General features: G+C 64.5%; 19 protein-coding genes, 1 other RNA gene and 1 riboswitch. Of the genes, 4 read left to right on the forward strand and 16 right to left on the reverse strand.

The genetic code is table 11. From position 1 onward, the window contains the following. The 5 genes from ruvX to alaS form a co-directional block, all read right to left on the reverse strand. On the reverse strand, positions 1-307 hold a 307-nt coding region (ruvX, locus tag QMC81_08085; GenBank protein ID MDI6907428.1), incomplete at its 3' end, for a Holliday junction resolvase RuvX. A 2-nt stretch (positions 308-309) separates the two neighbouring features. Further along, the gene (locus tag QMC81_08090; protein MDI6907429.1) at positions 310-543 is read right to left on the reverse strand and encodes a hypothetical protein; all 234 of its coding nucleotides are present in this window, start codon (positions 541-543) and stop codon (positions 310-312) included. A 27-nt stretch (positions 544-570) separates the two neighbouring features. Next, positions 571-945, reverse strand: a complete 375-nt coding sequence (locus QMC81_08095) for an aldo/keto reductase (protein ID MDI6907430.1) — start codon at positions 943-945, stop codon at positions 571-573. 24 nt (positions 946-969) lie between these two features. Then, a complete protein-coding gene (locus QMC81_08100; GenBank protein MDI6907431.1) occupies positions 970-1,245 on the reverse strand; it encodes an IreB family regulatory phosphoprotein in 276 nt (91 codons plus the stop codon). Positions 1,246-1,350: 105 nt separating this feature from the next. Beyond that, positions 1,351-4,011, reverse strand: coding sequence for an alanine--tRNA ligase (gene alaS, locus QMC81_08105; protein ID MDI6907432.1), 2,661 nt, complete (start codon positions 4,009-4,011; stop codon positions 1,351-1,353). Positions 4,012-4,232: 221 nt separating this feature from the next. Then, a riboswitch (SAM riboswitch) is annotated at positions 4,233-4,346 on the forward strand. A 73-nt stretch (positions 4,347-4,419) separates the two neighbouring features. Here alaS and QMC81_08110 point away from each other — a divergent pair. The 3 genes from QMC81_08110 to QMC81_08120 are packed head-to-tail and all read left to right on the forward strand — an operon-like array spanning position 4,420 to position 6,784. Further along, on the forward strand, positions 4,420-5,634 hold the full coding sequence (locus tag QMC81_08110; GenBank protein MDI6907433.1) for a homocysteine biosynthesis protein: 1,215 nt from the start codon (positions 4,420-4,422) through the stop codon (positions 5,632-5,634). A 6-nt stretch (positions 5,635-5,640) separates the two neighbouring features. Further along, positions 5,641-6,042 (forward strand): NIL domain-containing protein, encoded by a 402-nt coding sequence (locus QMC81_08115; protein MDI6907434.1) that lies wholly within the window; start codon positions 5,641-5,643, stop codon positions 6,040-6,042. 1 nt (position 6,043) lies between these two features. Beyond that, positions 6,044-6,784, forward strand: coding sequence for a UPF0280 family protein (locus QMC81_08120; GenBank protein MDI6907435.1), 741 nt, complete (start codon positions 6,044-6,046; stop codon positions 6,782-6,784). A 99-nt stretch (positions 6,785-6,883) separates the two neighbouring features. Here QMC81_08120 and QMC81_08125 read toward each other — a convergent pair whose 3' ends face one another. From QMC81_08125 to QMC81_08135, 3 genes are all read right to left on the reverse strand, one after another. Beyond that, positions 6,884-7,057, reverse strand: coding sequence for a hypothetical protein (locus tag QMC81_08125; GenBank protein MDI6907436.1), 174 nt, complete (start codon positions 7,055-7,057; stop codon positions 6,884-6,886). Between the two features lie 71 nt (positions 7,058-7,128). Continuing rightward, positions 7,129-8,178 (reverse strand): tRNA 2-thiouridine(34) synthase MnmA, encoded by a 1,050-nt coding sequence (gene mnmA, locus QMC81_08130; protein MDI6907437.1) that lies wholly within the window; start codon positions 8,176-8,178, stop codon positions 7,129-7,131. Beyond that, on the reverse strand, positions 8,168-9,310 hold the full coding sequence (locus QMC81_08135) for a cysteine desulfurase family protein (GenBank protein ID MDI6907438.1): 1,143 nt from the start codon (positions 9,308-9,310) through the stop codon (positions 8,168-8,170). Before QMC81_08135 ends, mnmA begins: the two co-directional genes overlap by 11 nt. Positions 9,311-9,480: 170 nt before the next feature. Between QMC81_08135 and QMC81_08140 the strand changes: the two genes are divergently transcribed. Next, positions 9,481-10,263, forward strand: coding sequence for an HAD family hydrolase (locus QMC81_08140; protein ID MDI6907439.1), 783 nt, complete (start codon positions 9,481-9,483; stop codon positions 10,261-10,263). 67 nt (positions 10,264-10,330) lie between these two features. Here QMC81_08140 and ssrS read toward each other — a convergent pair. From ssrS to QMC81_08180, 8 genes are all read right to left on the reverse strand, one after another. Beyond that, a non-coding RNA gene (gene ssrS / locus QMC81_08145) (6S RNA) lies at positions 10,331-10,513 on the reverse strand. A 70-nt stretch (positions 10,514-10,583) separates the two neighbouring features. Further along, positions 10,584-12,386 (reverse strand): aspartate--tRNA ligase, encoded by a 1,803-nt coding sequence (gene aspS / locus QMC81_08150; protein MDI6907440.1) that lies wholly within the window; start codon positions 12,384-12,386, stop codon positions 10,584-10,586. A gap of 17 nt (positions 12,387-12,403) precedes the next feature. Beyond that, a complete protein-coding gene (hisS, locus tag QMC81_08155; protein MDI6907441.1) occupies positions 12,404-13,708 on the reverse strand; it encodes a histidine--tRNA ligase in 1,305 nt (434 codons plus the stop codon). A gap of 137 nt (positions 13,709-13,845) precedes the next feature. Next, on the reverse strand, positions 13,846-14,487 hold the full coding sequence (locus QMC81_08160; protein MDI6907442.1) for an MBL fold metallo-hydrolase: 642 nt from the start codon (positions 14,485-14,487) through the stop codon (positions 13,846-13,848). 75 nt (positions 14,488-14,562) lie between these two features. Further along, positions 14,563-15,012: a D-aminoacyl-tRNA deacylase gene (gene dtd, locus QMC81_08165; GenBank protein ID MDI6907443.1), complete on the reverse strand. Its 450-nt coding sequence runs from the start codon at positions 15,010-15,012 to the stop codon at positions 14,563-14,565. A gap of 11 nt (positions 15,013-15,023) precedes the next feature. Next, positions 15,024-17,159: a bifunctional (p)ppGpp synthetase/guanosine-3',5'-bis(diphosphate) 3'-pyrophosphohydrolase gene (locus tag QMC81_08170; GenBank protein MDI6907444.1), complete on the reverse strand. Its 2,136-nt coding sequence runs from the start codon at positions 17,157-17,159 to the stop codon at positions 15,024-15,026. Beyond that, the gene (gene recJ / locus QMC81_08175) at positions 17,149-19,794 is read right to left on the reverse strand and encodes a single-stranded-DNA-specific exonuclease RecJ (protein MDI6907445.1); all 2,646 of its coding nucleotides are present in this window, start codon (positions 19,792-19,794) and stop codon (positions 17,149-17,151) included. Before recJ ends, QMC81_08170 begins: the two co-directional genes overlap by 11 nt. A gap of 83 nt (positions 19,795-19,877) precedes the next feature. Continuing rightward, positions 19,878-20,180, reverse strand: coding sequence for a transcriptional regulator (locus QMC81_08180; GenBank protein ID MDI6907446.1), 303 nt, complete (start codon positions 20,178-20,180; stop codon positions 19,878-19,880). Between the last annotated feature and the right edge of the window lie 515 nt (positions 20,181-20,695).

Consider the following 20,695-nt stretch of genomic DNA (forward strand, 5'->3'; position numbering starts at 1 on the left):
GGTTCACTTCCACGGTGCTCAGCCTTTCGTCCCAGGTGTCAACGGGCACCCCAACCGCCGCCTGCAGGTCGGCCGCAAAGGCAACAGCCTTTTCCCCGGCCGGGCCCAGGGTACCGTCCATATTTTTCGGCAGTCCCACCACGATCCGGCCGACGCCGAGCCGCCGCGCCAGCCCGGCGATACGGGCCAGGTCCTCCTCCGGCCCCTTGCGCTCGATGACTTCCAGGGCCTGAGCGATAAGCCCGCTCTCGTCGCTCACCGCCACGCCGATGCGGCGGTCTCCGAGGTCCAGTCCTAGAATGCGCAAACTTAGATCACCTTGATACAGAAGTCGGGACAGGCGGCAGCGCAATACCCGCACAGGCAGCAAAGGCCGGGGTCGACATCCGGCTGCTCCCCGTTAGGTACGAGAGCGTGGGCATGGCAGGCCGCCACGCAGGAACCGCAGCCGAGGCACCAGTCATCAATGTGCAGCCGCCGCGGGGTACACCGAAGAACATCGACAAGGTCCTGCGGTATCTCCTGTCCGCTGAATACACGCACGTTATACTCCCCTTCGGGTACGGACCTTCATTCCATAAACGCCCTTTCCGACCGCGTGGGCGCGCCCCACGGCGGCCAGCATCTCTTCCGCCGTCCCGTCGCGAATGCCGATCCCGCGGATATTATACAGGGGATGAAAACCATCATCTCCCCGGTATACGCATAAGACTTGGTGGCGATGACGGCCTCGTAACGTCCGTCCCGCAGGGCCTCGCGGACGTAGGGATGGGTCTTATAAAGCTCGGCGAAGTCGATGAAATTCAACCCAAGAGCTAAGGCGTGCCGAATAACGCACGCCCCTTCCTCCGTGGGCAGGGCCGCCTGCAGCGGGCTGATGGTTAAAGTGCCGAAACAAAGGCGTGAGACGACCAAGCCGGTCGTCCCCAGGGCACGATACTTCAATCGTCATCCTCCGCTGAAGAAGGCCTATTTCTGCACGGGATCGTTCACCGCCAGGTAACTCCTCAAGAGTTCCTCCAGGAGTTCATCACGTTCCAGCCGCCGAATCAAGTTGCGAGCGTTCTTGTGGCTTGTAATATAGGCCGGGTCCCCGGAGATCAGGTAACCGACCATCTGGTGGATCGGGTTATACCCTTTCTCCTTCAGAGCCTCGTACACTGTCAGCATGATTTCCGGGATCACCGCCGCCTTTTCCGGCGGTCGCTCAAAACGCACCGTGTGTTGTGACCGGTCCTGATCCATACCCCACCCTCCCACGAGTTATACTGTCTTATGCAGTGTATTCCACGCCGGCAGCGGGTTTCCTGCGCAAATATTAGATAACATGGGATATAACTACAGCGGCCGTTAGCGTCCTTCCTCAGCCGTTGCCTGAGAACGGAGCGACCTCAGCACCGCGGTACGGGCCCTCTCCAGAGCTTCGTTGAGGCGCACCGGCTCCTTGCCGCCGGCCTGGGCCATCTCCGGCCGCCCGCCGCCTCCACCGCCGACGATGGCCGCCGCTTCCTTGACTATCTGCCCGGCGTGAAGGCCCCTGGCGGTGAGGCCACGGTCCACGGCGGCCACCAGGTTGACGCGTTCACCTGTAGCCGCGCCAAGGACAATAACCGCTGGACCGAGGCGGTCCCGGAGCACATCGACCAACCCGCGGAGTTCGGCCATCTCCCGCGGCCGGACGCGCGTGACAAGTACCTTCACCCCGTTATGCTCCCGGGCTTGCCCCAGGATGTCCAGTACCTCCGTCGCGGCCACCCGGTCCCGCAGGTGTTCGTTTTCGCGTTCCAGGCTCTTGACGGTGCGCACCAGGCCCTCGACGCGATCCACCACCTGCTCCGGCGCGGCCTTGAGGGCCCTGGAAATCGCCTCGACCTGCACCTCCCGCTGCAACAGGTGGGCCAGAGCCGCCTCCCCCGTAAGCGCCTCGATGCGGCGCAGTCCCGCACCGACGCTTCCCTCACCGGTGATCTTGAAAAGCCCGATGGTTCCGGTCGACGGGACATGCGTTCCGCCGCAAAGCTCCATGCTGAAGTCACCCACCCGGACGACCCGTACCGTGTCGCCGTACTTCTCTCCGAAAAGGGCGGTCGCCCCCAGTTCACGTGCGTGCTCGTAAGAAGTGGTGAAAGCGTCCACCGGCAGGTCGTTGAAGACGGCGGCGTTGACTTCCTTTTCCACACGCGCCAGTTCCTCGGCCGTCGGAGCCTGGTAGTGCGTGAAGTCGAAGCGCAGCCGGTCGGGCGCCACAAGCGACCCTGCCTGATTGGCGTGTTCGCCCAGCACGTCCTTCAAGGCCCGGTGCAACAGGTGGGTGGCGGTATGGTTACGGCAGACGGCCCGTCTTCGTACGGCGTCCACGGCCACTTTGACCGTCTGCCCTTCGCGCAGGTTCCCCTCGGTGATTTCGACCCGGTGCAGGAAAAGGCCGTCCACAGGGCGCACGACCTCCGTCACCCGTGCCTTAAGCCCGCTCGCGTCCATAACGACGGCGTGGTCGGCCACCTGCCCGCCCCCCTCGGCGTAGCAGGGGGTGACATCGAACACCGCCTCAACCGTCTCTCCGGGGCCGGCCGCCGGGGCCCGCCGGTCATCGGCGAGGATGGCGGCCACCCGGCATACGGACTCCAGTTCGGTGTACCCGACAAACCTGGTTTCCCCCAACTCGTCGCGCAAATCCCGGTAGAAAGCCCCGCGCTCGGAAATGTACTCGCTCTGCCCGCGGGCGGCGCGGGCGCGCTCGCGTTGCGCCTCCATCGCCGTGCGGAATCCGCTCTCATCCACCGCCAGCCCTTGCTCCGCGACAATCTCGCGGGTAAGTTCGAGCGGAAAGCCGTAGGTATCATACAGCCGAAAGGCGGTCTCCCCGTCCAGAACCGTCCCGCCTCGAGCCCGCACGCTTTCGATCTCGCGGCCCAGGATCTCGATCCCAACCGTCAGTGTCTGCGAGAACCGCTCCTCTTCGTGCCGGATAACCCGCCGGATATGGTCAGAGAGGCGTTTGAGTTCGGGGTAGGCCGAGGCCATCTGGGCGATGACGGCGCCGGCCACCTCGTGGAGGAAGGCCGTCCGGCGCCCAAGGAGAAACCCCAAGCGCGCCGCGCGCCGGAGAAGGCGGCGAATGACGTAACCGCGGCCCTCGTTGGATGGCAACACGCCGTCGCCGATGGCGAAGGTGACGGCCCGGCCGTGATCGGCGATCACCTTGAGGGCCAGGTCCACATTCTCCTCCGAGCCATACCGTACGCCGAGGAGCGCCGCCGTATGGTCCATTACCTCGCGGAAGAGGTCGGTGTCGAAATTCGTGGGCACCTTTTGGAGCACGGAGGCCACCCGTTCAAGGCCCATACCCGTGTCGATCCCCCTGCGTTCCAGGGGGTGGTACTCCCCTTGCTCGTTCCGGAAAAACTGGATAAAGACCAGGTTCCAGATCTCGAGGTAACGGTCACAGTCGCACCCCGGGGCGCATTGCGGGTTGCCGCATCCCCGTTCCGGGCCCAGGTCATAGTAGATCTCAGAACACGGACCGCAGGGCCCGACTCCGATCTCCCAGAAGTTTGTATCCTTGCCGAGACGTACAATGCGCTCCGGGGGAACCCCCTCCCCGCGCCAGTGCTCGAAGGCTTCGTCGTCATCGAGGTAGATGGAGATCCACAACCGCCCCGGGTCCAGGCCCAGCTCCCGGGTAACGAACTCCCATGCCCAGGGGATGGCCTTTTCTTTGAAATAGTCGCCGAAGGAGAAGTTGCCGAGCATCTCAAAGAAGGTGTGGTGCCGCGCCGTGCGCCCGACCTGTTCGATGTCCGGAGTGCGCAGGCACTTCTGGCAGGTGACGGCGCGCCGGAAATGGGGGGTGGCGGCGCCGGTGAAATATGGTTTGAACGGCACCATCCCCGCCGCCGTCCACAGGAGGCTGGGGTCGTTGGCGGGAATGAGCGAGGCACTGGGTAGTACCCGGTGCCCGCGTGCCGCAAAGAAGTCAAGGAATTGTCGCCTGATGTCGCTGCCCCGCATAGTGCCGCTTCTCATCTCCCGCAAAAAGAAAAGGGTTGCCAAGCCCCGGACTTCGTGCTAATTATACAAACTCATGCCAGGGCGGTCAAGAAATGTTACCCCGGCGGGCAGGCGTCATTCGAAAGGCGCCTGGACGGCGGGGATCAACCGCAAAAATCGTTCTTGACAGGGACGGAGGCCGCTGCTATTCTTAGTCAAAACAACTGCATAGCGCTTCAGGTCTCTTATCAAGAGAGGTGGAGGGACTGGCCCTATGAAACCCGGCAACCGGCGCGGTATCCCGCGCGGCGGTGCCAATTCCTGCAGGAGAGAGACATTCTTCTGGCAGATAAGAGGGCAAACGGTCCGTCGGCCCCTTTTCTGTAAGGGGCCTTTTATATTCCATGGGCAGAACGTGGAGGGGTGAGAATGGCCATCGAGAAGACTTACGCAGAGATCAACGAGCGCATTCGGGCCGGCCGGGCCGTGGTCGTCACCGCCGAAGAGGCGGCGGCCATGGTGCGTGAAAAGGGCGTGGCGGAGACCGCCCGCACCGTCGACGTTGTCACGACCGGGACCTTCAGCCCGATGTGCTCCTCCGGGGTCTACTTCAATTTCGGGCATGCCAAGCCGCGGATCAAGGCGCAGCGCATCTGGCTCAACGGCGTGCCCTGCGGCGGGGGTCTGGCGGCTGTGGACGGGTTCCTCGGCGCCACGGCGTTGCCTGAGGACGACCCCGCGAACGCCAACCACCCGGGGGAGTTCCGCTACGGCGGGGGGCATGTCATCCATGACCTGGTGAGCCGCCACGAGATCCACTTCCGCGCTGTAGGGTACGGCACGGACTGTTACCCGCGCCGCGAGGTGGAAACATGGCTGACCATTGATGACATGAACGAAGTCGTCCTCTTCAATCCGCGCAATAGCTACCAAAACTACAATGTGGCCGTAAACCTCGGCCCGCACACGATTTATACGTACATGGGCATCTTAAAGCCCCATCTCGGCAACGCCCATTATGCGACCAGCGGGCTCCTGAGCCCCCTCATGAAGGACCCGTATTTCCGAACCATCGGTATCGGCACCCGGATCTTTCTGGGCGGCGGGGTAGGGCATATCGTCTGGCACGGCACGCAGCACTTCCCATCAGTCAAGGAAGGGCCGGTGCCGGGCTCGATCGTGGCCGCCGGCGGAACACTGGCCGTGATGGGCGATCTGAAACAAATGCGGCCCGAATGGCTCGTAGGGGCGAGCATCGTGGGTTACGGGGTAAGCCTTTTTGTCGGCATCGGCCTGCCGATCCCGGTCCTTAACGAAGAGATCCTTTATTATGCCGCGCTTGGCGACGAACAGCTTTACGCGCCGGTTGTCGATTATAGCAAGGCTTACCCGCAGCGTCAGCCGGACACCCTCGGACTGGTAAGTTACGGGGAACTGAAGTCCGGACGGATCACGGTCTGCGGCAAGGATGTGCCCACGGCCCCGCTGTCGAGCTTCCCGCGGGCCCGGGAGATCGCGGCCACGCTGAAGGACTGGATCCGGTCCGCGCGCTTCTTCCTGGCCGAACCGACCCAGCTCCTGCCCCCACCCGGGGCCGGTTTACAAGCCAACGTCCTGGACATCCGCCCGCCGAAAGGAGAGTGATCCGGCATGCCCACCAAGCGCATCGTGCTGCGTTTTCCCGCGTCCGTCGCCGACCGGCCGATTATCTCTTACCTGGTAAAGGACTACAACCTGGTCATCAACATCCTGAAAGCCAACATCAACCCTCACAAGGAGGGCACCATGGTGATGGAGCTTTCGGGGGATGACTGGGAAGGGGGCCTGAAGTACCTGGAGGCATGCGGTATAGCGGTGCAGCCGCTGACCGAGGAGGTCATCCGGCACGAGGACCGCTGTGTCGCCTGCGGCGCCTGCACCGCGGTCTGCCCGAGCGGGGCGCTCTACCTGGAGCGCCCGGAAATGACCGTCCGCTTCGACGGCGAGCGATGCATTGTCTGCCAGCTCTGCGTCAAGGCCTGCCCGGTCTGGGCAATGGAGGTCCGGTTCTGATTTGAACGCTGAGGTCCGCGCCTACCGCGCCCGCTTTGCGGGTACGAACATGACTTATTTCGAAGTTATGGTTAAAGAAACCGACCTCTGCATCGGCGTCCGCCGCGAACGGATGACCGGGGATTTGCCCCGTCGGGTTGAAACGTTGGTGCGGGAGGCGCGTTCGACGCTCGAAGCCTACATTGCAGCGGATCCCGAGTTCCTGCACACCCTTGAGCCTTATCCTCAACAAGGGGGAATGCCTTCTTTGGCCCGCGAGATGGCCGCGGCCGGCGCCGTCGCCGGGGTAGGTCCCATGGCTGCCGTGGCCGGGGCCTTCGCCGACCTTGTGGGCCGGTACCTTGCCCGTTACTCCAGGGACGTCATCGTCGAGAACGGCGGGGACGTGTTCCTCAAGGCCACGCGCCGCGTAACCGTTGGAGTCTATGCCGGCCGTTCCCCGTTCTCCGAGCGCGTCGGTCTGGAGATTCCACCCGAGGCCACCCCCCTGGGTATCTGCACTTCTTCGGGAACGGTCGGGCACTCCTTAAGCCTTGGCCGCGCCGATGCAGTGGTTATCCTGGCGGAAACGGCCGCCCTGGCCGACGCCGTGGCCACTGCCGCGGCGAACCGCGTCCGCTCGGCGGCCGATCTGCAGGGCGCCGTAGAGTTCGCCCTGGGGCTCACCGGGATTTACGGAGCGGTGGCCATCAAAGACGACCGCCTCGCCGCCTCGGGGGCGGTCAAGCTCGTTCCGCTGTAAAGCCCGGCCCCCAGGGCCGGGCTGTCTATTCTCGCTCGCCGGGAGGATGTAGCGCCCCCCGCGGTATCTCCTCCGGCACGGACGCTTCAGGTAGAGAAGCTAATAAAGGTTTTCGTTATCGGGATCAAAGGCCACCAGGCTGCCGTCTTCGGCGATGTCGAAGAGCTGAACGCCCTCCTTACCGATCCGGTATTCGACGCAGCAGTCCCAGCAGAAATACTGGTCCACGCCCACCTTCCCGGTTGCCCGGCCGCCACAGATCGGGCACTGCAAGGCTGATGCCTCCCCTGTTACCAATGGCCGTAACGGCCTTCACCAGTAGTATGTCCCACTCACACCCCTTTTCACCCTGCGGCCTTAATCAGACCGCCGCCCAGGACCTTATCGCCCTCGTAGAACACGGCGGCTTGTCCGGGCGTTATGGCCGTCTGCGGCTCGCAGAAGAGTACCCGAGCCTCGGTCGTCCCCCCGGCGGTGAAGACCTGAGCCCGGGCCGGCCGCGCATGGTAGCGGATCTGGACCTCCGCGGAGAACTCCTGTGCCGGTGGGCAGCCGGCGATGAAGTGCACCTCCCCCACGGCCATCTCCCGTTGCCTCAACGCATCCGCCGGACCGACGATAAGGGCGTTTTCTTCCCGTACAAAACCGAGGACATAGACAGGGTAGCCCAGCGCGACCCGCAGCCCGCGCCGCTGGCCGATGGTGTAAAACGGCAGGCCCCGGTGCTCGCCGACGACACGCCCGTCCACGGTGCGGATCGGGCCGGGGGCGGCGGCGCCCGGCTCCAGCCGGGTGCGCAGGAACGTGCGGTAGTCATCCTGCGGAATGAAGCAGATCTCCTGGCTCTCTTCACGGATGAAGGGGATCCCCCGCCTCAGAGCATCCCGCCGAACATCTTCTTTGCGTCTTCCCCCCAAGGGGAGCATGATCCGGGCCAGGCGTTCCTGTGAGAGGTGATAAAGCACGTAGCTCTGATCCTTGGCCCGGTCCAGCCCACGCCACAGTTCACGGGCGCCTCCGGCCGTGCGCCGCACGCAGGCGTAATGCCCCGTGGCGAAATAGTCGGCCCCGAGGCGCAGTGCGTACTCCATCAGGGCACCGTACTTGATCCGGCGGTTGCACGCGATGCACGGGTTCGGAGTCAACCCGTCGCGGTAGGCGGAGCAGAAATAATCCACGACATCCCGTACGAAAAGGGGGCCGATCTCGTCCGCCACGTAGTGCTTAAGGCCAAGGTGCTCCGCCACTTTTCCCGCGCGGGCCGCGACCGTGGGAGTCGTCGGCATTGTCACGGCAAACACCCAAAAGCCCTGCTCGCGTAAGAGCAGGGCCGTCATTGAACTGTCGACGCCGCCGCTCAAGGCCACGGCGACGATCCCACGGCTAGCGCTCACGATGGGCCACCACCTGCCGCAGGACCTGCACGAAGTACTCCACGTCGGCATCCGTGTTGCCGTACCCCAGGCTGACTCTGAGCGAGCACCGGGCCGCTTCTGCAGGAACGCCCATCGCCGTGAGAACGTGGGACGGCGCCCGGGAGCCGGAGACACATGCGGAACCGGCGGAAACGGCGATGCCATGGGCATCTAAGGCCGTAAGGACTGCCTCCTCGTCCGCCCCGGCGATGCAGAAGTGGGCCGTGTTGGGCAGGCAGCGTTCCGGCTCCCCGTTCACCAGGACCCCGGGGAGGGCCTCGTATACCCCTTCCACCAATCTGTCACGCAAACGGCGCAGCTCAGCCGCTTTGACCTCCAGCTCGGCAACGGCCAGGCTGCAGGCCTCGCCGAAGCCGACGATCCCCGGGACGTTCTCCGTACCCGGACGCCGGGCCCGCTCTTGTCCCCCGCCGTGGTTGATCGGGGCCCAACGCGTTCCCGGCCGGATCCAGAGGGCGCCCGCCCCCTTCGGCCCGTTCACCTTATGTGAAGACAGTGAAACGAGGTCGGCGTTCAGTTCCCGGACGTTGACCGGGATTTTCCCCAGGCACTGCACGGCATCGGTGTGGAAGATGACCCCGTGCTCGCGGGCGATGGCGGCGATTTGAGGTACCGGCTGAACGGAACCGACCTCGTTGTTGGCGTACATGACGGAAATGAGGATCGTGCCGGGCCGGATGGCCGTGCGCACCGCATCCGGATCAACGATGCCACTCCTGTCGACGGGTACGACCGTCAGGTCGAACTCGCCGGCGGTCAGGAACTCGGCACAGGTGTCCAGCACGGCGTGGTGTTCGACGGCTGAGATGATGATGTGCTTGCCCCGGGAGCGGTTGTGGTAAGCGACGCCTTTCAGGGCCAGGAAGTCGGCCTCCGTGCCCCCGCTGGTAAAGACGATGTCCGCGGCATCGGCGCCGATGGCCGCCGCGATTTGTCCCCGCGCCTTTTCCATCCCCTCGCGTGCCTCCCGCCCGAAGGAATGGATGCTTGAAGGGTTGCCGAAGCGCTCCTGCAGGAAGGGGAGCATGGCCTCGACGACCTCCGGCCGTACCGGTGTGGTGGCATTATGGTCGAGGTATACCCTGCGCAACGCTGATCGCCCCTTACAAATGTCCGGCTTCTGGCGGAAGTCTACCATTGCCGCCTGTCCCTGTCAAACTCCGTTTCCGCTTTCCGCCCGCGGCCCCCGCCCGCCGCCCATGGACTTATGGTATGATAGTCTGGAGTGACCCTTGACATCCTTTCCCCGGGAGGCGCGCTTTGCTACACGGAATCTACATCATTGACGCCGACAATACCCTTTGGGACACCCACGGGGTCTACCTGGAGGCCTATCGCCGAATGGTGCAGGCCCTGCAGGAGGCCGGCTACGCCTTCGCGGAAGATTTCGGCTCGGTTTACCTTTCGATCCGTACCGCCGACCGGACCATCGCCCGGACGCTGCACGACTATGAATATGATTTCACGCTCCTGGCCCTCGCTCTCGTTCACCACGCCGGGGGATCGGAGCCCGAGGAAGCTGCGCGCCGGGCGCTGTCCGCCCCCCGCGCGGGCCGGGAATGGAGAGCCGCTTCCCTTGCGGCAAGTCGTTTCTACGCTTACCATGACTCGACCCCGCCGGCCCTGTTCGAGCACGCGGGCGAGACCCTGGCCGCATTGAAGCACCTCGGCAACGTCTTGATCCTTCACTCCGAGGGACAGCCGGAACGCGTCCGCCAGACCCTCGCCGTGCACGGGCTCACCGACTTTTTCCATGACCTGGTCCTCGAGTACAAGTCACCCGCGTCCTTCGCCCGCGCCCGGGCCATAGGGCGCGAGTTTTACCGCTGGATCGCCGATATTCCTCCGCGTGACTGTGTCGTCGTCGGCGACTCGCCGCAACGCGACATCCTCTTCGGCAACCTGATCGGGGCCCACACCATCATGAAGCCGGGCGGCTTTTGGGGCGGAGACATCCCCGAAGACCCGCTGCAGCAACCCGAGTACCTGGTCACCCACCTGGGCGAGATCCTGTCCCTCAAAGACCGCCGCCGCGCCGGTTAAGCCCGACACCGGTGCAACACGCAAAAAGGGCCGCGTCCTGCAGCCCTTTTTTGTACTCCTCATGACGATAAACCCCACGATGCCGTTGGCCTTCCAAAGTTCCTGAACCCTATCTCAGATAGGGGGGTGCCCTCCTCACTGCTTTTTGCTTCCACGACGTGAGGCCTGCAAGCCACAGCGAGAGTCAGGCTCCCAATGTTTTGGTGTTGGCTCAGAACTTCAGAACCGGCCACGGGCATTGTAGGGTTTGTGGTTCCTGGTCATCATCTTATCATAGACCGTCCGGCGTGGCAAGGGCTTCAGAAACCGGCCGGTGGCGCTCACTTGGCGTGCCCCTCCCTGCGGTCCGCCGCCCCGGGAGCAATGCTTTTGATGAACAGCTCCCGCAGCTGACCGGGAGCCACGGTACCCGGTGCGCCGGTCATGGGGTCGGCGGCGCTCTGCGTCTTCGGGAAGGCCATTACATCGCGGATGGTCTCCCTCCCCGCCAGAAGCATCACCAACCGGTCAAAGCCGAACGCGATGCCCCCGTGCGGAGGGGTGCCGTATTCAAAAGCGTCCAGCAAGAACCCGAACTTTTCGTACGCTTCTTCGGGCGACAGCCCGATGGAGCTAAAGACCCGCTCCTGCACGTCCCGCCGGTGGATACGGATGCTTCCGCCGCCGATTTCCACTCCGTTGAGGACCAGGTCGTAAGCTCGCGCCCGCACCCGGCCCGGATCGCTTTCCAGAATCGGCAGGTCATCCTCTTTAGGGGCCGTGAACGGGTGGTGGACTGCCACCCAGCGCTTCTCCTCTTCATCGTATTCGAGCAACGGGAAGTCCGTAACCCAGACGAAAGCCAACTCTTTCCCCGCGGTGAGCCCGAGACGGTCGGCGAAGTGCAGGCGCAGGGCTGAGAGGGCGAAGGCCACAACGTCCGGGCTGTCGGCGACGAAGAAGACGGCGTCGCCCGGCCCGGCCCCGACGCGTTCCGTAATCGCTGCGATTTCTTCCCCGGAGAAGAACTTGGCAATCGGGGACTTCACACCGTCCCCGGCCAGAAGCAGATAGGCCAGCCCTCGGGCTTTATGCGCCTGGGCGAAGGCCGTCAGCTCGTCCAGTTCCTTGCGGGTCAGGTCCGCGGCCCCGGGCACGCGCAGACCCTTGACCCGGCCGCCGCCCTCGACGGTGGAGCGGAAGACCTTGAACGCGCAAGCGGCGGCGATGTCAGAAAAATCGGCCAACTCCAGGCCGAAGCGTACATCCGGCTTGTCCGTGCCGTAGCGCGCCATGGCCTCGGCGTAGGTAAGGCGCGGGAAAGGCGTCCTCACGTTCAGGTTTAAGGTATCGTAGACGAGGCGGGAGATCAGCCTCTCCGTAAGGCCGGTGACGTCCTCCTCTTCGACGAAGGACATCTCCATGTCGACCTGGGTGAACTCCGGCTGCCGGTCCGCACGCAGATCCTCGTCGCGGAAACAGCGCACGATCTGGAAGTACCGCTCCAGGCCCGCGACCATCAAGATCTGCTTGAAGAGCTGCGGCGACTGCGGCAGCGCGTAAAACCTCCCGGGATTCAAGCGGCTCGGGACGAGGAAGTCCCGCGCCCCTTCCGGGGTGCTCCGGGTGAGCATGGGCGTCTCGATTTCCAGGAACCCTTCCGCGTCGAGGAAATCGCGCACGCTCTTGGCGGCACGGTGGCGCAGGATCAAGGCCCGCTGCATCTCCGGCCGCCTGAGATCAAGGTAACGGTAGCGGAGGCGGATGGTCTCGTCGACATCGATGCCATCCTCGATGTAAAACGGCGGGGTCTTGGCGCGGTTGAGGACGCGCGCCTCGTCGATGTAAACCTCGACCTCCCCCGTCGCCAGGTTCGGGTTGACCGTTCCCTCCGGCCGTTTCCGTACCTCCCCGATGACGGCGAGGACGTATTCCGGACGCACGGCTTCGGCGATGCGGAAGGCTTCTGCCGCGACGTCCGGACTGAAGACCACCTGCACGATACCCGTACGGTCACGCATGTCGACGAAGATTAAGCCCCCGTGATCCCGCCGGCGTTGCACCCAGCCCATTAAGACCGCGCGCCGGCCGACGTCATCCACGCCGACCCGGCCGCAGCCGTGGGTGCGTTTCAGGCCGGCCATACTTGCCAGTTCCAAGACTACCAGACCTCCATTTTCGGATCACCCGGAAAATCGGGTCTCTTCTCGGCCAATCGCTGCCGCAGATAGGGCGCCAAGCCGTTAAGGGCGACCTCTTCCTGCCGCCCGCTCTCCATGTCGCGTACGGTCGCCGCCCCGCGGGCGGCCTCGTCCTCGCCGACGATGACGACAAAGCGTGCGCCGAGCCTTCCGGCATGCTTCATCTGTGCCTTCAGGCTGCGCCCGGTGTAGTCGTGGTCGCACGCCACACCGCTGCGCCTCAGGGTTACCAGGAGAGCGGTCGCCGTTTCCCACGTATTGCCGGCCGTAGCCAGGAAGGCGTCCGGCGGCCGGCGCCCGCCGACCTCGGGGTGCTGCTGCGCCAGGAGGAGCAGTGTCCGCTCCAATCCCAGGGCCACCCCCACCCCGGGCACCCCCGGTCCGCCAACGGTCCGGACCAGGCCGTCGTAGCGTCCGCCCCCGCCGACCGCGCTCTGGGCACCGACCCCGGCGGCCAGTATCTCAAAAGCCGTTCTAGTATAATAGTCGAGGCCCCGCACCAACCGGGGGTCGATAACGTAGCTGACCCCGACAATATCGAGGGTGCGGCGCACTTCGGCGAAGTGGGCGCGGCATTCATCGCAGAGGCAGTCCAGCGGGGTAGGGGCTCCCGCTCCCGCCTCCCGGCACCCGGCCTCCTTGCAGTCCAAAAGCCTTAACGGGTTGCGCTCCAACCGGCCGCGGCAGTGCGGGCAGAGCCCGTCCATGCGCGCCTCGAAATACCGCCGCAGGCGTTCCCGGAGCACCTGCCGGCACATGGGGCAGCCGACACTGTTCAGGTGCAGTTCCAGGCCGGTGATGTCCAGGGAACGGTAGAATTCCATGGCCAGGGTGATGATTTCCGCATCAGCCGCCGGGGCCGCGGCCCCGAAGATCTCGGCCCCGAACTGGTGGAACTGCCTGAACCGCCCGGCCTGCGGCCGGTCGTGCCGGAACATGGGGCCGATGTAATAAAGCTTTACGGGCTGGGGCCCGGCCTGCAGGCGGTTTTCCAGGTAAGCCCTGGCCGCCGGGGCCGTCCCCTCGGGCCGTAGGGTCAGGCTCCGCCCGCCCTTGTCCTGGAAGGTGTACATTTCCTTCTCCACGATGTCCGTAGCGTCACCCACGCCGCGCAGGAACAGTTCCGTATGCTCAAAGACGGGGGTGCGCAGTTCTCCGTAGCACCAGTTCCGGCACAGCTCGTGGGCCAGCGCCTCGATGTACTGCCAGCGCTCCACGTCGCCCGGGAGGATGTCATTCGTGCCCCTGGGTCTCGACGTTAACATCGCCATTCTTCCCCGTTTCAAAACTCAACTCCCGCCCCAGCCCGGACGGGAGCTTTCTTTCGAGATTCTATTGCAGCAACGGCGGGATGTCAAGATTATCCGCCTTCCCCGGGGTTGCCGGGGGGATTCACCTCTTTTCACCATTCGGTGGCGAGGTAAGGGTTCTCCCGCCGTTCGTCCCCGATACTGCTCGCGGGGCCATGCCCGGGATAGACCACCGTTGCGTCGTCAAGGGGCAGCAGCTTCTCCCGAATGCTGGCCAGGAGAACGCGAAAGTCCCCGCCATGGAAATCGGTACGCCCCACGGCGCCGGCGAAGAGGGTATCCCCCGTGAAAACGATCCCCTCCCCGTGCAGGCACAGGCCCCCGGGCGTGTGCCCGGGAGTGTGCAGGACGGTGAAGGACAGCCTCCCGGCCCGCACCCTGTCCCCGTCGCTGAGCAGGCGATCGGGCACCGGCAGCCTGGCCACCCCGGTGAAGAAGGTGGACAGGTTACCCTCGGGATCGGCGAGAAGCGCCTCTTCGGCCCTGTGGCAGAGAAGCTCCGCCCCGGTGGCCTTCCGGAGAGCGGCAGCGGCCCCGGCGTGGTCCCAGTGGCCGTGGGTGAGGACGATTGCCCGCACGTGCAGGCCAAGGCTTTCAACACGGCGTCCGATGACCGGGGCGTCGCCCCCGGGGTCAATCACCAGGGCCTCCTTGCTCTCGCGGCAGCCCACGATATAGCAGTTCACGGCCAACTCGCCGAGGACCAGGGTCTCGAGGATCACCAGCCTCACCATCCCTCTTCAAGGTTCAAGCACTTGTGGAGGCCATCACCCCGGCGGCTTGCAGAACGAGACGCTCTCCGTAGCCTCCTAGAACGCCCTGCGGCTGTCGAGGAGAAGCGTCACCGGCCCGTCGTTGACGATCTCCACCACCATATGCGCCCCGAAGCGCCCCCGCGCCACCGCAAAGCCCAACCCCTCGCAGTACCGGCAAAAGCTCTCGTAGAGCATTTTCGCCTGCCCGGGAGGAGCGGCCGCCGAGAACCCGGGCCGGCGTCCTTTCCGGCAGTCCCCGTAAAGCGTGAACTGGGAAACGACCAGCAGGGCACCCCCGACATCGCCCAGCGCCAGGTTCATCTTGCCGTCCCGGTCCTCGAACACCCTCAAGGCAACGATCTTTTCCGCGAGATAGCGGACGTCGTCCTCGTTGTCTTCGCGCCCCACCCCGAGCAGCACCACGAAGCCCCGCCCGATCTCCCCGACAGGCGTTCCATCCACGTCCACCGCGCCCCGTTGCACGCGTTGCACCACGGCCCGCATTCGCCGCCCCCCTAAACCGATCTCCGGACCTCGAACACGTCCCGGATCTTCTGCAACTTGTTAAGCGTAAACTGGAACTGCTCCAGGTCGCGTACCTCCAGCGTAAGGTCGATGGTGGCGTCGCGTTCCCGGCCTCCCCGGGCGGTGACCCAGGAGGCGCTGATCTTCATATCGGCCAGGGCGTTCATGACGTCGCCCAGCAGGCCGGGCCGATCCAGACCGACAACTTCGAGCCGTACCTGGAACGGCTGGTCAAAGTGCCCGTCCCATTTGACCTCGACCAGACGTTCCTTTTCCTTCGCCTGCCAGTGGACCACATTACGGCAGTCGGCGCGATGCACCGAAACCCCCCGGCCGCGCGTTATATACCCGACGATCGGATCCCCGGGGACCGGGTTGCAACAATGGGCCAGACGGACCAGCACGTTTCCTGCATCCTTGACCAGGATGCCGTGCATCGCCTTCGACCAGCGGCGGCTGTCGGGACGCAGTTCCGGTATTTGCGGCGCCGGCCGTGCCTGTTCCTTCAAGCGCTGCACCACGGTTGCCGGTGCGATGACTCCAAGGCCGACGGCGGCGTACAGGTCTTCCATGCTGTTGAGTGTGTACCGGCGCCCGACCTCCAGGGCTTTTTCACTCCGCAGCAGTTCCAGGTCGAGGCCCTGCTTCTTGGCTTCCCGTTCGAGGGCCTCCCGGCCGCGGCCGACGTTATCCTCCCTCTGCTCTTTCTTGAACCAGTTGCGGATCTTCGTCTTGGCCTGGGAGGTCTTGACGATGGCCAGCCAGTCGCGGCTCGGAGCCGGGTGCTTGGCGGTAATGATCTCCACGATGTCGCCGTTCTTCAGCCGGTAGTCCAGCGGGACCAGGCGCCCGTTAACGCGCGCTCCGATACAGCGGTGACCGATGTCGGTGTGGATACGGTAGGCGAAATCAAGGGGGATCGACCCGGCCGGAAGTTCGATCACATCCCCATGCGGAGTAAACACGAAGACGACATCGGCGAAGATATCGATTTTCAGGCTCTCCATGAACTCCCGCGCGTCGCGGAGTTCGTGCTGCCAATCCATAAGCTGGCGCAACCACGCCAGCTTGGCGTCAAACTCGCGGTCCCCCCGCCCGCCGGCCTTGTAACGCCAGTGGGCGGCGATACCGTACTCGGCCGTCCGGTGCATCTCCCAGGTCCGGATCTGGATCTCGACCGGCCTCCCCTTGGGCCCGACGACGGTCGTGTGCAGCGATTGATACATGTTGGACTTGGGCATTGCGATGTAGTCCTTGAAGCGCCCGGGTATCGGCTTGAAGATGGTGTGCACGACCCCCAGGGTGGCGTAGCAGTCGCGGACACTGTGAACGATAATCCGTACCCCGCTGACATCGTAGATGTCGGCCAGATCTTTTTCCTGGTCCACCATTTTGAGGTAAATACTGTAGAGATGTTTCGGGCGCCCCTGGATGTCGGCAGTGATGCCCACTTCCTGGATTTTGGCCTCCAGGATGTCGATGACTTCCTGGATTTGCCTTTCGCGGACCGCCCTCGTTTCGGCCAGGTTCGCCGCCAGGCTGTGGTAGGACTCCGGTTCGAGATAGCGGAAGGCCAGGTCCTCCAGCTCCCACTTCAGATGGTAGATCCCCAGGCGGTGGGCAAGAGGGGCGAAAATCTCGAGGGTCTCCTGGGCGATCTCCCGCTGCTTGGCGGGGCTGTGGTACCCCAGCGTGCGGAGGTTATGCAGCCGGTCCGCCAGCTTAATGAGAATGACACGGATATCCCGGGCCATAGCCAGAAGCATTTTGCGCAGGTTCTCGGCCTGTTGCTCCTCCTTGCTGCGGAACTCAAGGCGGCCCAGCTTCGTCACCCCGTCAACCAGCTGCGCCACCTCATCCCCGAAGATCTCCCGGATCGGGGTCAACCCCCGGTCCGAGTCCTCCACCACATCATGCAGGATGCCGGCCACAATGGTCTCGAGGTCCAACTCCAACTCGGCGAGGATCATCGCCACCGCCAGGGGGTGGGTGATGTATGGATCCCCTGAATACCGCTTCTGCTGGCTATGCGCCTCGGCGGCAAAGTCGTAGGCGAGGCGGAGCAAGGCCGTGTCGGCCTTCGGATTGTAGCTCAGAACCTTGCTGACGAGATCCTCATACTTCATCAGGATACCCACCCGGCGGCTTTGGCAAGCCGAGAGTCGCCGCCACCTCCTCGGCGGCGGCCTCGACAAAGCGCCGCTGGCGCCTGAGGGACAGGCGTTTGATCTCGTGAACGCGGCGAAACGTGGCGGAGGCCGCAAGGCCGCGCTTGCCGGCCGCCCGGCGTGCGAGAACCGCGACCCGTCCGTCGCCTTCCTCATGGTATTCGGCGAGCCCCAGGTCCGCAAGCACCGCCAGCCCTACCGTTACCGTCCAGGGCGCAACCGGCAGGGCCAGCCGGGAGCCAAGGGCGCGTGCGAGGCCTTCCGCGCTGGTCACGTAGGGCCCGGCGCCGGCCCGCTGCAACATCGTATAAAGCGCCCCGATACAGGTCCGGCCCGGGGCCAGGGTCTGTAAAAGGCGGCGGTTCGCCGACCGGTCATCCTCCCTGAAGGCCAGTTCAAGGCTGTCGGCTGCTTCGCAGATAGCTTCCCAGGCCGACCAGTCATAAGGGAGGTCGTACACCACGGTACGGGGCACCTGCTCAACGGCAGCCAAATCCTCCGCCGCCAGCACGAGACAGGCCAGCTTCCCCGCCCGCCACAGGGCGGCCACCGCTTCGTACTGCTCACCCGGCAGGCGTGGATGCAGGAAGGCCACGCGGTCGCCCATAGACGGCTCCCGGCGCCGCAGGGCCGCCGCCACCAGGGGCGCCCGGCGCGGGGTACCAACCACGACCAGGGTAGGCACCCCGTCCCGTAACCGTTCGGCCAACCAGGCATTGCGCGCGGGGTGTTCCCGCCGGTCAACCAACCGTCCCGGGTGTCTGCGGGCACGCGGCGGCCAGGCGAAGGTTTCCGCCGCCTTACCGGCACGGAATAGCGCCAGCAGGGTCGGAGGTGTTTCGCTTTCCGCAAGCGCCGCAGCGGCCCCGAACAGTCCCTTTAACGGAGACGGCGCACGCAGAGCGCGGTTCTGCATCTCTGCCGGTTCCGGCCACTCGACGACCCGCAGTTCCACGCTGCGGCGGTCCCGCCACTCGTTGACCATCGGCGTAAACACCAGACCGACCCGCCCGCGTGCGCACAGGTTTTCGACATCCTGTCCCCGGCGGAAGGCGATGGCGCTGACAGGGTCAGAACCATCCTGCCGCACGGTCATCTTCAGGTGCGCCCCGTCGCGGCCCACCGGACGGGTGTCCAGCACGTACACTCCGACCGCCCCGAGCAAGGGCTCCGGGTTTCCGTGCCCCCACGGCGCCAGCCGTTCGATTTCCGTGACGACGTCGACCGAAAGGTCGGCCAGGCTCACGACCGCATCGATATCCACCGGCGGAGGTTCGCGCCTGGTACCGGCCTCGACCTCCGCGAGAAAGGCCGCTTTAAAGGCCTCCAGGTCGTTACGGCGGACGGTGAAGCCGGCCGCGCAGCGATGGCCGCCGAACTCGGTAAGGTAGGACCTGCAGGCATCCAGGGCTTGGAAGACGTCGAAATCGGGCCCGCACCGCCCAGAGCCGCGGGCCTCGTCTCCCTCGACGGCCACCACAAGCACGGGGCGGCCCAGATGCTCGGCCATGCGCGACGCGACCACCCCGGTAACGCCGGGATGCCACCCCTCGCCGGCGAAGACGGCCGCAGGAGGAAGCGACTCCCAGGTGCTCAGGGTGGCGAGGATTTCCGCCATAATACGCCCCTCCAGTTCCTGCCGGACGTGGTTGAGGCGTAGTAATTCATCAACGAGAGAAACTTGTTCCCCGGGATCCTTGCTCAATAACAGTTCCACGCCCACCCGGGCATCGCCCAGGCGGCCGGCAGCGTTGAGACGGGGCGCCAGGAGGTAGGCCACGTCCCGTACCGAAGGTTCGCCCGCCAGGCCGAGGGCGTCGGCCAGGGCATTCAAGCCCGGATTGTCGCGCACTCCTCGCAGGCCGAACCGGACCAGCAGGCGGTTCTCCCCGGTCAAGGGGACAACGTCGGCGATGGTGCCCAGGCACGCAAGGCCGAAAAACTCGGCGGAGTGCTCCCGGAAGCGGGATTGCAAAAGGGATTGCGCCACCTTCAAGGCCACCCCGGCCCCGGCCAGTTCCTTGAAGGGGTAGCAGCAATCGTCCCGGCGTGGATTCACAACCAGCGTTTCCGGCAGGTCACCCTGGGGGCGGTGGTGGTCCGTGATAAGCAGGCGCATCCCCTGCGCGGCGGCCGCTCTCACGGCTTCGTGCGCCGTAATGCCGCAGTCCACCGTCACGGCCACGCGAACCCCTTCTCCCGCCGCCTTGAGCAGCGGCTCGGGGTGTACACCGTAACCCTCGGCGCGCCGGGGGACATAATAAAGGGCGTCCCCTCCGAGAAGGCGGATGGCCTTGACCAGGATGGCCGTCGCGGTCATCCCGTCCACGTCGTAATCGCCGTAGACCAGGATCTTCTCTCCTGCCATCGCCGCCTCGGTGACGGCGCGAGCCAGCGCCGGCAGGTCGCGCATCATCTCCGGGGCATGCATGTCCTCCGGCGTGCCCCACAGGAAGACCCTGGCCTCCCGGGGCGTAAGAATGCCGCGGTTTACCAGCAGCCTGGCCGTAAGCGCCGAGATGCCGCAGGCACGGGCGAGTTCATGTTCCAGGGCCGGTTCGGGGGGTTTAGGACTCCATCTCGTAGCTCGCACAATCCTATCCCGGGGAAAAAATTTCTTTCCCCATTATAGAGTCCCCGGTCCCCATTGACAACCGTAACGGGCCTGGCGGCCCGTTACGTGAGCGACGGATCTTCTTCCCCGATGGTCCCCTTGAGGCTGATAAACTCGGCGCCGAGCCGGGTCAGACTGCAAATCTTGCTCTTCCCCTCGGCGGTGACATCCACGAGGCCGAGAGCGTAAAGCTGCATGATGATGTGGTCGAGGACGGCACGCTTAACTCGCGAGGTCAGCGACAGTTCCTCCTTGTTCATGCGGCCCTGTTCACCGAGCGCCCTTAAGACCCGGGTGGCCTCCTTGGGCAGGCGATGGTCAACCTGCAGGAAGTACTCCTCAAGGGTTGCCGGACTGCTAATCATGTAGGTTCTCTCCTCCTCTGCGGTTTTTCTACCAGGTAGTATGCACAAAATGGCCTTCAATAATAACTAAATAGTTGTTCACCGCAGCCTCTTTATGTTACCATTATTCTCCTTTAATAATCAGCGCATGCCGGGTCATACTAGCATCAAGGGTTCGTAATGGCCGAGCCAAGACTGCTACCGGGTCTCAAAAGGCTCGGTAGCAGTCGGCCAAAGGTTGATACGGGGTCGAAAGGGCTTCGTGTCAGCCGGAGGGAAGAGCGATGAGTTTTCCGGCAGGCTTGCATACGGTCCGAAGGATCGTATGCAGGTCACAAGGGAGACTCATCGTTCGAGCAAAGACCAGGATGGTTGCCGGAATGCTCTCGTCGTCGAGGTCTTGGGTTGCAGGCAGTCGAGAGATTGTCTGCAGCTCACAAGGTAGTCATCCTGGTCGAGCAAAGGTTATCACGCCTTTCGTAATGGTTGATAGTGGTCGAAAGATCACTATCAGCTGCGCAGAGAGGCGTGGTAGC

Source organism: Thermoanaerobacterales bacterium (genome assembly GCA_030019475.1).
Classification (GTDB): Bacteria; Bacillota; Desulfotomaculia; order Desulfotomaculales; family JASEER01; genus JASEER01.